Origin of the sequence: Mumia zhuanghuii (genome assembly GCF_042681565.1) — a bacterium.
Classification (GTDB): domain Bacteria; phylum Actinomycetota; class Actinomycetes; order Propionibacteriales; family Nocardioidaceae; genus Mumia.
Genome location: NZ_JBHUFT010000008.1, coordinates 1,026,417 through 1,039,332, shown reverse-complemented (window position 1 = coordinate 1,039,332; position 12,916 = coordinate 1,026,417). Strand labels below are relative to the sequence as shown.

General features: G+C 70.4%; 11 protein-coding genes. 5 read left to right on the top strand and 6 right to left on the bottom strand.

Going from position 1 to position 12,916, the window contains the following annotated elements:
* Positions 1-64 precede the first annotated feature (64 nt).
* Positions 65-523: a hypothetical protein gene (locus ACFSDF_RS13385; RefSeq protein WP_167008586.1), complete on the top strand. Its 459-nt coding sequence runs from the start codon at positions 65-67 to the stop codon at positions 521-523.
* 10 nt (positions 524-533) lie between these two features.
* On the opposite strand, the gene ACFSDF_RS13380 is transcribed toward ACFSDF_RS13385, so the two are convergent.
* Both ACFSDF_RS13380 and ACFSDF_RS13375 read right to left on the bottom strand, forming a co-directional pair.
* Complete coding sequence (locus ACFSDF_RS13380) at positions 534-2,006, bottom strand: glutamate-cysteine ligase family protein (RefSeq protein ID WP_167008584.1); 1,473 nt, start codon at positions 2,004-2,006, stop codon at positions 534-536.
* 55 nt (positions 2,007-2,061) lie between these two features.
* Positions 2,062-3,096 carry a DUF4192 domain-containing protein gene (locus ACFSDF_RS13375; RefSeq protein ID WP_167008582.1) on the bottom strand — a complete coding sequence of 345 codons (1,035 nt, stop codon included), beginning with the start codon at positions 3,094-3,096 and terminating at the stop codon, positions 2,062-2,064.
* A 114-nt stretch (positions 3,097-3,210) separates the two neighbouring features.
* Here ACFSDF_RS13375 and ACFSDF_RS13370 point away from each other — a divergent pair, with 114 nt between their 5' ends.
* The 4 genes from ACFSDF_RS13370 (at position 3,211) to ACFSDF_RS13355 (ending at position 8,450) form a co-directional block, all read left to right on the top strand.
* A complete protein-coding gene (locus ACFSDF_RS13370; protein WP_167008579.1) occupies positions 3,211-4,533 on the top strand; it encodes a DNA polymerase IV in 1,323 nt (440 codons plus the stop codon).
* Positions 4,530-6,668 (top strand): S9 family peptidase, encoded by a 2,139-nt coding sequence (locus tag ACFSDF_RS13365; protein ID WP_167008576.1) that lies wholly within the window; start codon positions 4,530-4,532, stop codon positions 6,666-6,668. Before ACFSDF_RS13370 ends, ACFSDF_RS13365 begins: the two co-directional genes overlap by 4 nt.
* 49 nt (positions 6,669-6,717) lie before the next feature.
* The gene (locus ACFSDF_RS13360; protein WP_167008573.1) at positions 6,718-7,260 is read left to right on the top strand and encodes a dihydrofolate reductase family protein; all 543 of its coding nucleotides are present in this window, start codon (positions 6,718-6,720) and stop codon (positions 7,258-7,260) included.
* A 293-nt stretch (positions 7,261-7,553) separates the two neighbouring features.
* A complete protein-coding gene (locus ACFSDF_RS13355; RefSeq protein ID WP_167009328.1) occupies positions 7,554-8,450 on the top strand; it encodes a sigma-70 family RNA polymerase sigma factor in 897 nt (298 codons plus the stop codon).
* Between the two features lie 85 nt (positions 8,451-8,535).
* On the opposite strand, the gene coaE is transcribed toward ACFSDF_RS13355, so the two are convergent.
* The 4 genes from coaE to ACFSDF_RS13335 form a co-directional block, all read right to left on the bottom strand.
* Positions 8,536-9,147 (bottom strand): dephospho-CoA kinase, encoded by a 612-nt coding sequence (gene coaE / locus ACFSDF_RS13350; RefSeq protein WP_167008570.1) that lies wholly within the window; start codon positions 9,145-9,147, stop codon positions 8,536-8,538.
* Complete coding sequence (locus ACFSDF_RS13345) at positions 9,144-9,923, bottom strand: lipoate--protein ligase family protein (protein WP_182397159.1); 780 nt, start codon at positions 9,921-9,923, stop codon at positions 9,144-9,146. The genes coaE and ACFSDF_RS13345 overlap by 4 nt, the downstream gene beginning before the upstream one ends.
* 91 nt (positions 9,924-10,014) lie before the next feature.
* A complete protein-coding gene (gene rpsA / locus ACFSDF_RS13340) occupies positions 10,015-11,523 on the bottom strand; it encodes a 30S ribosomal protein S1 (protein ID WP_167008567.1) in 1,509 nt (502 codons plus the stop codon).
* A 225-nt stretch (positions 11,524-11,748) separates the two neighbouring features.
* On the bottom strand, positions 11,749-12,916 hold a 1,168-nt coding region (locus ACFSDF_RS13335), incomplete at its 5' end, for a M18 family aminopeptidase (protein ID WP_377157824.1).

Here is a 12,916-nt window from a genome sequence, read left to right as displayed (position 1 = left end):
GCACCCGGCACGAGGGTGTGGACAGGCGCCGCACACTCCATCGCGCCGGACACACGCTGAAGGCATGACCGCGCGCCCTCCACTCCCCCACCCACCGCTGCTCGGAGTCGACCCCGACGTGGCGCTGCGGCTCGCCCAAGAGCTGGTCGCGCGGAGGGCGCGCGCGTACGCCGGCGGCAGACACGAGCCGGCCCTCACCGTGTGGGCGTACGACACCGCGCGAGCCACGCCGTTGGGTCGGTGGTCGGCGTCGCCGCGCGTCGCCGGCAAGCTCGACGGCTGGCTGAGGGGCGAGATCATGCGGCGCCTCCTCGGCCCGTACGACGATGCCTCCCGGTGGCCGCTCGCGGTCTGGGAACGGACGGGGGCGCTGCGCCCGAGCGCCGACGATCTGGCCTGGCACACGGCGTGGCTGCGGCACGCCACGACGACGCCGGTCCAGCCCCTCCTAGTCGTGACGCACGCCGGCTGGCTGAGCCTGCCCGACGGCACGACCTGGCGACAGCGACGCGCGCGCGCCTGAGGAGTCGCGCTCAGTCCCAGGTGTGCACCGGCTCGTTGGCGTGCATCCGCTCGCGGTAGTCCTGCGTCATGGCCCGCAGCGCTTCTGCACGATCGGTCCCTGCCCGCTCGTACAGCGTCCGGAACCGCTCGATCTGCCAGGTCGCGCCGTTGCGCCCGGTGAGGCAGCGCTGCTCGATGATGCCGAGATAGAAGTCGCGGTCGGCAGGGTCGACGCCGAGCGCGTCCAAGCCCTGCGCCGCCAGCGGCAGGAGGCGGCGCAGCACCAGCTCGGTCACGCCGACCGTGCCGATGCCGGGCCAATAGATGCTCGCGCCGATCCCGTCACGCGCCCCCACCGTGAAGTTCTCCTCGGCGGCGCTGAACGACATCTGCGTCCACAGCGGCCGGTCGGCGTCGACGAGCGCGCGCACGAGCCCGAAGTAGTACGCCGCGTTGGCGACCGTGTCGACCACCGTCGGGCCGGCGGGCAGGACGCGGTTCTCGACTCGCAGGTGCGGCCGGTCGCCGACCACGTCGTAGATCGGACGATTCCACCGATAGATCGTGCCGTTGTGCAGCCGCAGCTCCGACAACGTCGGGATGTCACCAGCGGCGAGCACGGCCTCAGGGTCCTCCTCGTCGAGGACGGGCAGGAGCGCCGGGAAGTAGCGCACGTTCTCCTCGAACAGGTCGAAGATCGACGTCACCCAGCGCTCGCCGAACCACACCCGCGGACGCACGCCCTGGGCCTTGAGCTCCTCCGAGCGCGTGTCTGTCGCCTGCTCGAACAACGGGATGCGCGTCTCGTGCCACAGCTGCTTGCCGAGCAAGAACGGCGAGTTAGCGCCCAGCGCGAGCTGGGTCGAGGCGATGGCCTGCGAGGCGTTCCAGTAGGCGGCGAACTCCGACGGCGCGACCTGGAGGTGCAGCTGGACGCTCGTGCACGCGGCCTCGGGCATGATCGACTCCGAGGTCGTCGACAGACGTTCCTCCCCTGCGATCGAGATGGCGATGTCCTCGCCGCGCGCAGCGAGGACCTGCTCGGACAGCAGCGCGTAGCGCGGGCTGGCAGAGATCGTCGCCGGCGTCATGTGTCCCGGCCGCAAGGTTGGCAAGATGCCGATCATCATCAGGTGGGCGCCGACTGGACGTGCCTGGACCTCGGCGTGGTTGAGGGCGTCGCGGACGGTCTTCTCGTACGTCCGCAGGCCGGCTCCGTCCAGCGCCCGCGGAGCGATGTTGATCTCGATGTTGAACTGACCCAGCTCGGTCTGGAAGTCGTCGTCGGCGATCGCCGAGAGGACCTCCGCGTTTCGGAGGGCCGGAGCCCCCTTGTCGTCAACAAGGTTGAGCTCGATCTCGAGGCCGGTCATCGGCTGTGCGGCGTCGAAGCGGGTGTCCTTGAGCATCCGCGAGAAGACGTCGAGACTCCGACGGACCTTCTCACGGAACGCGGTCCTGTCCTCGCGCGTGAAGACCTGCTCGTCGACCTCTTGACCCATCGCACCCCTCCTGGACTCTGCGGCCGCGCGGGACCGGTCGGCAGACAGCTCCAGCCTAGGAGAGTCCGGGCACGGAGCGCAGCACCTCCTCGGTGCCCATCCCCACCCACGAGCGTGGATCGAGACAACCCGATAGCGCCGACTGGATCAGCACCGCCATCGAGTAGTCGGGAGCGACCACGCGCACCCGGTCGAGCGCGCACTGGGCCTGTGCCCCGTCACCGCTCAACCATGCGGCAAACGCGGCGAGTGTGAGCGCCGGCACCTCGAACGGGAGCGGCGCACTGACGGCCACCTGGCGCCACAGCTCGAGCGAACGGACGGCGTTGTCGTGGGTGATCATCGTCCACGCTACGTCACGGATGATGACCAACGACGCCCACACCGCGAGCAAGGCCCGATCCTCGGCGCTGATCACGACCGGCTCGTCCTCGTCCCCCTCGAGGACCGCGTCGAGGACCGGGACGACCCGGTCGAGTCCGCGCCGCAGCGTACGGAGGTCGCGCTGCGGATCCTGCGCTCCCGCGGCGCATGCAGCGAGTGCGGTCAGCTCGGGCCCGGCCGCGAGGGCGACGTCATCGCGTGCCGCGCCGGTGACCGGCTCGAACCGCCGCGCGAGCGTTGCCCTGTCTGGGAGGATCTCCATCCCACGGAAGACAGCCTCCGCCAGCACCGCCGAGCCCTCGACGTCGCACGGGACCCCCTCGGGCGGGCAGCACCGGGTGTCGTCGCAGGAGTACGAGTAGAAGCGCTCCCCGTCGAAGCGCGCCGCGTCGGCGAGCCGCACGCCCTCCTCCTCGAGCCGCGCCACAAGCGCGTCGACCGCCGGGCGCGCCTCACCGTCGTCATCGGCGTACGCGAGGACGATCACTGCCTCGGGCTGCTGCGCGACCAGGTAGCCGACCAACGCCTCGGCCAGAGCGGGAGCATCGTCGGGCGGCGGCAGGTCGACGCGCAGGCGGAACCCCACCTGGCTGCGCGCGCCGTTCAGGCACAGCGCGACCAGCGAGTGCTCGGGGTGGAAGCCGAACATCGCGGGGACGGCGCCGATGAGGTCGGAGAGGGTGCGGGCACGGATCACGTCTGTCATGGCAGACAGCGTGGTCCGCCCGCGAGCGGTCGTGGGTCCCCGTCGCGCGGCCTGTGGACGCCCGTTCACGTCGTCCACAGGCTGGGCGTCGGAGCCGCCGGACACAATGGACGCATGCGCCGCCAGGCCACCTTCCTCCATCTCGACCTCGACGCGTTCTTCGCCGCGGTCGAGCAGCGCGACAAGCCCTCGCTGCGCGGCAAGCCGGTCGTCGTCGGCGGGCTCGGGCCCCGCGGAGTGGTGTCGACCGCGTCGTACGAGGCACGCGCGTACGGGGTCCGCTCCGCGATGCGGACGGCAGAGGCCCGCGCGCGCTGCCCCCACGCGGCCTACCTGTCCGGTCGGTTCGACGCCTACCGCGAGGCCAGCCGGGCCGTGATGGCGCGCCTGCGGGAGATCTCGCCGCTGGTCGAGCCGCTGTCGCTCGACGAGGCGTTCGTCGACCTCGCCGCAGGAGAGGAGTCGCGGTTCCTCGACCTCGTCGGCGCCCGCGCCCTGGCCGAGCAGGTCCGCGCCGACATCACGGACCGCACCGGCGGGCTCACCGCCTCGGTCGGCATCGCCTCGTCCAAGTTCCTCGCCAAGATCGCCAGCGAGCTCGCCAAGCCCGACGGCATCCACGTCGTAGAGCCCGGCACGGAGCTCGAGATCCTCGCACCGATGTCCGTACGCGCCATCCCAGGCGTGGGCCCAGCGACTGCCGAGCGGCTGCGCCGGATGGGCGTGCACACCGTCGAGGAGCTGCGCGGTCTCGACGTCCCGGAGCTCACGTCGCTTCTCGGGACCGCGTACGGGACCTCGCTGCACGCGCTCGCCCGCGGCGTCGACCACCGTGCGGTCATCGCCGAGCGCGAGACCAAGTCCCTGAGCGTCGAAGACACCTTCGAGACCGACATCACCGACCCCCGCGTCCTCGCTGACATCGCCACGACGATGAGCCGGCGTCTGTCCGCGCGGCTGCGCGAGCGCGGCATGTCCGGCCGTACGGTCACGCTCAAGATCCGCCACCACGACTTCGAGACCCACACACGCTCTGCGACGCTCGCGGGGCCGACCGACGACGCCCGGACGATCGCGCGGACGGCGACCGGCCTGCTGGCCGAGATCGACAGCTCCTCCGGGCTGCGGCTGCTGGGTGTGGGCGTCTCCGGCATGGCTGACTGGGTCCAGGACGACCTGTTCGTGACCGAGGAGGAGCCGCCCGCCGACGACGAGGGCGACAAGGTCGCCGCGGTCCCCGTGGCCTCCGCACGCGCCCGTACGCGGTGGCCGGCCGGGGCCGACGTCGTGCACGCCGAGCTGGGTCCTGGATGGGTCTGGGGGTCGGGCATCGGCCGTGTCACCGTGCGCTTCGAGACCCGTACGAGCGGCCCCGGCCCCGTGCGGACGTTCGACGTCAACGACCCCTCGTTGCGACCGGGTACGGTCGAGCCATGAGCACCCCTCCGGTCGCCAAGCGGCACCCGCAGGTCCGCGTCCACCACGGCGACGAGGTCGTCGACGACTACGAGTGGCTGCGCGACAAGGACAACCCCGAGACCCTCGCCTACCTCGAGGCCGAGAACGCCTACACGGCCGAGCGGACCGACCACCTCGCCCCGCTGCGCGAGCGCCTCTTCGACGAGATCAAGTCCCGGGTGCTCGAGACCGACCTGTCGGTGCCGGTGCGCCGTGGCGACTGGTGGTACTACGCCCGCACCTTCGAGGGCCGCGAGTACGCCGTCCACTGCCGACGCCCGATCGCCGGCCCCGACGACTGGACGCCGCCCGAGCTCGACTCCGCCAACGCCGTCGAGGGCGAGCAGGTGCTCCTCGACGGCAACGCGGAGGCCGAGGGCCACGACTACTTCGCGCTCGGCGCGCTGAGCGTGAGCCGTGACGGCAACCTTCTCGCGTACTCGACCGACACCGAGGGCGATGAGCGCTTCACGCTGCGCGTCAAGGACCTCCGTACGGGCGAGCTGCTCGGCGACGAGATCACCGGCGTCTCGTACGGCGCGACCTGGTCCTTCGCGGCCGACCACCTCTACTACTCCACCGTCGACGACGCCTGGCGGCCCGACAAGGTCTGGCGCCACGCGATCGGCACCTCCGCCGAGTCCGACGAGCTGGTCTTCCACGAGACCGACGAGCGCTACTTCACGGGCATCGGCGCGACGCGCAGCGACCGCTACCTCGTGATCGCCTCCGGCTCCAAGATCACCACCGAGCTGCGGGTCCTCGACGCGACCGATCCCACGGGCGAGTTCCGGGTCGTCGCCCCACGTCGCGAGGGCATCGAATACTCCGTCGAGCACGTCGTGGTCGGCGGCGAGGACCGTTTCCTGATCCTGCACAACGACGGCGCGCTCAACTTCGCGCTGGCGAGCGCCCCGGTGGCGACCCCGGGCCCGGAGCACTGGCGCACCGAGATCGCGCCCCGCGACGACACCCGGCTGGAGGACGTCGACGCGTTCGCCGACTTCGTCGTCCTCAGCCTGCGCCGGGACGCGCTCAGCCAGGTGTCCGTGATCCGCCTCGACCCCGCGGCCGAGCCCGGCGCGCCCCTCGGCCCCCAGGAGCCCGTCGTCTTCGACGAGCCGCTCTACACCAGCGGCGTCGGCGCCAACCCCGAGTGGCACCAGCCCGTCGTCCGCCTCGGCTACACCTCGTTCGTCACCCCCGAGACGGTGTACGACTACGTGGTCGACACCGGCGAGCTGGTCCTGCGCAAGCAGCAGCCCGTGCTCGGCGGCTACGACCCGACGGCCTACGAGCAGCACCGCGAGTGGGCGATCGCCCGCGACGGCACCCGCGTCCCGATCTCGGTGGTCGTCCGCAAGGGCGTTCCCCGCGACGGCACCGCCCCGGCGCTGATCTATGGTTACGGCGCGTACGAGGCGAGCATGGATCCGAGCTTCCGGGTCACCCGCCTCTCACTGCTCGACCGCGGCATCGTCTTCGCGGTCGCGCACGTGCGCGGCGGTGGTGAGATGGGGCGCGGCTGGTACGACGACGGCAAGCTGCTCCACAAGAAGAACACCTTCACCGACTTCGTCGACGCAGCACGCCACCTCGTCGCCCAGGGCTGGACGAGCGCGGAGCGGCTCGTCGCCGAGGGCGGCTCCGCAGGGGGCCTCCTCATGGGTGCCGTCGCCAACGACGCCCCGCAGGACTTCGCCGGCATCCTCGCCGTCGTGCCGTTCGTCGATGCGCTCACATCGATTCTCGACCCGTCGCTCCCGCTGACCGTGATCGAGTGGGACGAGTGGGGCGACCCGCTCCACGACGCCGACGTCTACGCCTACATGAAGTCCTACACGCCGTACGAGAACGTCGTCGCCCAGGACTACCCCAAGATCCTCGCCATCACGAGCCTCAACGACACCCGTGTCCTGTACGTGGAGCCGGCCAAGTGGGTCGCGCGCCTGCGTGCGGTCGCGGGCGCCGACGTCCTCCTCAAGACGGAGATGAGCGCGGGCCACGGCGGGGTGAGCGGCCGCTACGAGTCCTGGAAGGAGCGGGCGTACGAGCTCGCCTGGGTGATCGACACGCTCGGCGCGCCGGAGGAGCCGGTGCCGTCCGACGGCTGACGCCGCTCACGGGGCGTTCCTGTCAGTGTGGTGCGCAAGGATCGGTCGGATGAGCCGAACGATCTACTACACCGCCAGCAGTCTCGACGGATTCATCGCGACGCCCGACCACTCGCTCGACTGGCTGCTGTCCCAGCCGCTGTCCGACGACATCTCGGCCGAGATGGAGGGGCTCACCACGCGGTTCGGGGCGATGCTCATGGGCTCCAGCACCTACCAGTGGATGGTCGACCACGAGCAACTCCTCGACAACCCCGACGCCTGGCCGTACGCGGCGCCGACCTGGGTGATGACGCACCGCGACCTCCCGGTGGTCCCTGGCGCCGACATCAGGTTCGCGCAGGGAGAGGTGGCGGCCGTTCACGCCGAGGCCGTCGCCGCGGCCGGCGGCAAAGAGGTCTGGGTCGTCGGCGGCGGGGACCTGGCCGGCCAGCTCGCGGATGCGGGTCTCCTCGACCAGATCGAGATCTCGTACGCCCCCGTCACGCTCGGCGCCGGCGCCCCGCTGCTGCCGCGACGACTCGACCTCGTGCAGGGTGACGTTCGTCACGACGGTACGTTTCTCTCCGCCACCTACACGCTCGCGCGCTGACCATCATCGCCCTCGCCGGTCTCGTACGAGGAGCCGATTCGCCCGCTATTGCAGGAGTTTCGGCTGATCTGGAAGGGATCCGGTCTCCCCGCGGGCTGTGATTCCGGTTAAGAAACACCTGAGACCGGCACCATTAGCACGCTTCGTTCGTCGTTTCCAGTGCCGGACGGAATCGACTGGCATCCGATCGTGTTGTCAACGATCGAGTAACGAACGAAGTGAAGGAGCTGGTCTGCGTGACGACAGCAACGACTCAGGTGCGCGAGCGCGTCGAGGGACGAGACAGCGTCGGGATGTACCTCGACGAGATCTCGCGTACGCCGCTGCTCGACGCCGCTCGGGAAGTCGAGCTGAGCAAGACCATCGAAGCCGGACTCTTCGCCCAGCACCTCATCGAGGAGGGACGCGTCGGGCGCAAGAAGGGCGGCGCCCCGAAGTACGCGACGCTCGAGGAGCTCGAGTGGATGGTCGCCGAGGGTGAGCGTGCCCTCGACGAGTTCATCACCGCCAACCTTCGCCTCGTCGTGTCGATCGCCCGCAAGTACGGCCGCTCCCAGATGCCGCTGCTCGACCTTGTGCAGGAGGGGAACACCGGCCTGATCCGCGCGGTCGAGAAGTTCGACTACCTCAAGGGCTTCAAGTTCTCGACGTACGCGACCTGGTGGGTCCGTCAGGCCATCACGCGCGGCATCGCGCAGCAGGGTCGTGTGGTCCGCCTCCCCGTCCACGTCGTGGAGGAGCTCAACCAGGTCGGCGCCGCGCGCCGCAACCTCGAGCGCAAGCTGGGCTACGAGCCTGACCCCGCCGAGATCGCCGAGGAGCTCGAGATGACCGTCGAGCGTGTCCTCGACCTGCTCGCGTGGGGACGCGACCACGTCAGCCTCGACTCCCCCGTGGACGAGGACGGCGACACCTCGCTGGGTGACCTGGTCGCCCGCGAGACCCAGCCCGGCCCGGACCACGCGGTCCTCGACACCGAGTCGCGCGACCGGCTCTCGGGCCTGGTCGAGCACCTCGGCGAGCGTGAGGCCGACATCATCCGTTGCCGTTACGGACTGCTCGACGGACGCCAGCACAAGCTGGCTGACATCGGCAAGCGTCACGGCATCTCCGCCGAGCGGGTCCGTCAGCTCGAGCGGGAGGCGATCCAGCGACTCCGCAAGATCGCCGACCCGGACCTCGCCGCCTGACGGGGGCGCAGCGAGCTCCGAGCACTCCAGGGGCCGGCGCCCCGACCCACCGCGGTCGGGGCGCCGGCCTTCGTCGTACGAGGCGCTAGGCCCGAGGGCTCTCGCCGACTCCGAGCGACAGGCGCTCCCACAGCGCGCCGACGGCATCGGCGAGCTCGTCGAGGGAGCCGGTGTTGTCGAGGACCACGTCGGCAGCCTGGAGCCGCTGCTCACGCGTCGCTTGAACGGCGATGCGGCTCTGCGCCTCTGCACGCGACATGCCGCGGTTGGCCGCCAGACGCTCGATCTGGGTCTCGACCGGGACGTCGACGACCACCACCACGTCGTACAGCCCCGCTTGGCCCGTCTCCACCAGCAGCGGCACGTCGTGGACCACTACGGCACCCGGACCGGCGGCAGCCTCCAGCTCGGCTGCCCGCGCGCGGACACGAGGATGGATGATCGCCTCGAGGTCACGCCGTGCCTGGTCGTCAGCGAAGACGAGGGCTCCCAGGGCAGGGCGATCAAGGCGGCCGTCGCTGTCCAGGACCGCCTCGCCGAAGCGCTTGACGATGGCCTCGAGGCCCGATGTGCCCGGCTCGACGACCTCGCGGGAGAGGGCGTCGGCATCGACAACGATGGCCCCGTGCTCGCGCAGCAGCCCCGCGACCGCACTCTTGCCCGCGCCGATGCCCCCGGTGAGCCCGACGCGCGTCACGCAGACCTCCTCGCGCCGCTCCCGGGGACCACAGGCCAGTGATCGGCGCGCAGCGTCTCCATCCGTGCCAGTGTCCCGTCGTCGAGGGGTGCGACGTCGACCTCGGTCACCCGGTCGTACGCCCGCACCAGGGTGCTCGCGACCGTGTCGACGTCGAGGCCCGGCGCCTCCTCGAACACCGATCCGATCGAGCGCCGGCGCAGAGGGAGCTCGAGACGGTTGTGGACGATCGGAAGGGCTGCACGCAGCGATGGTCCGTCGCCGAGGACGACGACCGCACTGAACAGCCACGCACCGCGGACGATGCGCTGCGCGGTGCCGACGAGCTTCGCGACGCCACGTGCGTTGACGCTGTACTCGCCTGGGCAGTACTCCCCTGGCACGGCGCCCAGGCGGGCATCGACACCCAGCTCCTGGAGGACGCCGGTGAGCAGCGCGCCGTAGTCGCGGAAGCGATCGCGCATCCCCGTACCCGGATCCGGATCGGGGCTCACGTGGTCGATCACCAGTGTCTTGTCGGTGTATGCGGCCACGCGGCCTCCCGCCCCACGGACGATCGGCGCGAAGCCGAGCGCCCGGCTCGCCTCGGTCGCTGACACGAAGCCCGCACGCCGGACGTCGGAGCGCCCGAACGCCGCGGTCGGGACGCCAGGCACGCTGATGCGGACCGTCGGACCGATCTCGCCGTCGGACGCCTGCCTCAGCAGGGCGTGCGCGATCGCCACGTCGGTGACCGGATCGGAATCCACCGGCTTGGGATCGAGGATGAAGCGCACGGGGCAAGGCTACCCAGCCTGGCCGGGAAACGACGAGGCCCCTACCCGACTGGGTAGGGGCCTCGTTCAAGGCATCAGCCGTGGCGGGTGATCACTCGCCGCCGGTGAGCTTGTCGCGCAGGGCCTGCAGCGCCTCGTCCGAGGCGAGAGCGCCACCGCCGCCGCCACCGCCGCTACCACCGTTGGTGGACGGACGGCTGCTCGACTCCTGCGGAGCAGCGCTCGAGTAGGAGCCACCGCTGCTGGCCTGACCGGCCTCACGAGCCGCGGTCTCCGCGTCGACGATCTGCTTCTTGTGGGCCTCCCAGCGGGTGTGGGCCTCGGCGTACTGCCGCTCCCACGTCTCGCGCTGCTCGTCGAAGCCCTCGCGCCACTCGCCCGTCTCCGGGTCGAAGCCGTCGGGGTAGATGTAGTTGCCCTGGGCGTCGTACGACGAAGCCATGCCGTAGAGCGTCGGATCGAAGTCGTCGGCGTCCTGAGCGACCTCGGTCTCGTTGGCCTGCTTCAGCGACAGCGAGATGCGGCGACGCTCGAGGTCGATATCGATGATCTTGACCATCACCGAGTCGCCGACCTGGACGACCTGCTCCGGGATCTCAACGTGACGCTCGGCGAGCTCCGAGATGTGCACCAGGCCCTCGATGCCCTCCTCGACGCGCACGAAGGCGCCGAACGGGACGAGCTTGGTGACCTTGCCCGGGACGATCTGGCCGATCTGGTGGGTCCGGGCGAAGTGCTGCCACGGATCCTCCTGGGTCGCCTTCAGCGACAGCGAGACGCGCTCGCGGTCCATGTCGACGTCGAGGACCTCGACCGTAACCTCGTCGCCCACCTGGACGACCTCGGACGGGTGGTCGATGTGCTTCCACGACAGCTCCGAGACGTGGACGAGCCCGTCCACACCACCGAGGTCGACGAATGCGCCGAAGTTGACGATCGACGAGACGACGCCCTTGCGGATCTGACCCTTCTGCAGCTGCGTGAGGAAGTTCTGGCGAACCTCCGACTGCGTCTGCTCGAGCCAGGCGCGACGCGACAGGACCACGTTGTTGCGGTTCTTGTCGAGCTCGATGATCTTCGCTTCGAGCTTCTGACCGACGTACGGCGCGAGGTCGCGGACACGGCGCATCTCGACCAGCGACGCGGGCAGGAAGCCACGCAGGCCGATGTCGAGGATGAGGCCGCCCTTGACGACCTCGATGACGGTGCCCTCGACGACGCCGTCCTCGTCCTTGATCTTCTCGATGTCGCCCCAGGCGCGCTCGTACTGCGCCCGCTTCTTCGAGAGGATCAGACGCCCCTCCTTGTCCTCCTTCTGGAGGACGAGGGCCTCGACGGCGTCGCCGACCGAGACGACCTCGTGGGGGTCGACGTCGTGCTTGATGGACAGCTCCCGCGAGGGAATGACGCCTTCGGTCTTGTAGCCGATGTCGAGGAGAACCTCGTCACGATCGACCTTGACGATGGTGCCGTCGACGATGTCACCGTCGTTGAAGTACTTGATGGTCTTGTCGACCGCGGCGAGGAAGTCCTCCTCGCTACCGATGTCGTTGATCGCGACCTGCGGCGCTGCGGGTGCTGCCTGGATGCTGCTCGTCATATGGGATTGAGTCCTGGGTGGATAGAAGTCGTGCCGGAGCGAAGAGGACCCTCGTTTGCTGGGTGCGGGTGATCACAAGGCGGTTTCAATCGCTCCACATGGGCCCGACGCAGCGTGAGCACGAGCCCGCTCGGTCTGGGGTCGTGCGAGTCCACAACGCACCCCCAAGGGTACGGGGTCGCGCGTCACAGGGTCAACGCGGGCTACCACACCCCGCTGGCGGGGTCATCGCACGGGTGCAAGGAACGCCGCCAGCGCGTCCGCGTACATCCCCGGATCAGCGGCTCCCATCAGCTCTCGCGCCGCGTGCATCGCCAGCTGCGGAGCCCCCACATCGACGGTCGGGATGCCCGTGCGAGCGGCCGTCATCGGTCCGACCGTCGACCCGCAGGGCAGGTCGGCGCGGTGCTCGTAGCGCTGCATCGGCACGCCGGCCTGGGCGCAGGCCAGGGCGAACGCCGCGGCGCCGGTCGCGTCCGTCGCATAGCGGAGGTTGGGGTGAACCTTGAGGACGGGCCCGCCGTTGGGCACGATCTGGTGGTGCGGCTCGTGCCGGTCGGCATAGTTCGGGTGCGTCGCGTGCGCCATGTCGCCCGACGCGACGAGCGAGGCCGCCACCGCCCGGTGGTAGTCGTCGCGGGTGCCGCCGGCAGCGAGGACGATCCGCTCGATCGCCGTCACGAGAAGGTCTGACTCGGCGCCGCGGTCGGAGGTCGACCCGACCTCCTCGTGGTCGAACAGCACCAGCAGCGGGACGATCCCATCGGTCGCGCGCTCGACGGCATCGAGCAACGCGGTCGTGCCCGCCCAGCACGTCGTCTGGTTGTCCAGGCGCGGCGCGGCCAGCAGGTCGCCGTTGCGCCCGAACACTCGGCTCGGCACGAGGTCGTGGACCATGAGCTCCCAGCCGAGCAGGGCGTCGACGTCGACGTCGAGCGCGACCGCGACGTCGGACAGGACGCCGGCCCCCTCCCCCACGCCGTACAAGGCGTCGAGGTGGCGCTGGGGGTTGAGCTCGACGCCCTTGCGGTCCTCCGCCAGGTGGATCGCCAGCTGCGGCACGGTGAGGACCGGGTCATCGATGCGGACGAGCCGCTGCTCGACGCCAGCCCCTGTCCGTACGGTCACGCGACCGGACAGCCCCAGCTCGCGGTCGAGCCACGAGTTGAGCAGCGGTCCTCCGTACGGCTGCAGCGCCACCGTCTCCCACCCCGCGCTCGTCCGGTCGGGGTGCTGCTTGAGACGCAGGTTCGGCGAGTCGGTGTGCCCTCCGACGATCCGGAACGCCGACTGCGGGCCCTGCGCCGACTCGGTCGACCAGGCGACGAGCGAACCCCCGCGCACGAGGTAGTAGCGGCCCAGGGCGATCGGCCAGGCGTCGGTCTCGCGGACC

Coding starts and splice junctions, on each gene's coding strand:
- ACFSDF_RS13385 (WP_167008586.1), top strand. CDS start 65: ATGACCGCGCGCCCTCCACTCCCCCACCCACCGCTGCTCGGAGTCGAC.
- ACFSDF_RS13380 (WP_167008584.1), bottom strand. CDS start 2,006: ATGGGTCAAGAGGTCGACGAGCAGGTCTTCACGCGCGAGGACAGGACC.
- ACFSDF_RS13375 (WP_167008582.1), bottom strand. CDS start 3,096: ATGACAGACGTGATCCGTGCCCGCACCCTCTCCGACCTCATCGGCGCC.
- ACFSDF_RS13370 (WP_167008579.1), top strand. CDS start 3,211: ATGCGCCGCCAGGCCACCTTCCTCCATCTCGACCTCGACGCGTTCTTC.
- ACFSDF_RS13365 (WP_167008576.1), top strand. CDS start 4,530: ATGAGCACCCCTCCGGTCGCCAAGCGGCACCCGCAGGTCCGCGTCCAC.
- ACFSDF_RS13360 (WP_167008573.1), top strand. CDS start 6,718: ATGAGCCGAACGATCTACTACACCGCCAGCAGTCTCGACGGATTCATC.
- ACFSDF_RS13355 (WP_167009328.1), top strand. CDS start 7,554: ATGTACCTCGACGAGATCTCGCGTACGCCGCTGCTCGACGCCGCTCGG.
- rpsA (WP_167008567.1), bottom strand. CDS start 11,523: ATGACGAGCAGCATCCAGGCAGCACCCGCAGCGCCGCAGGTCGCGATC.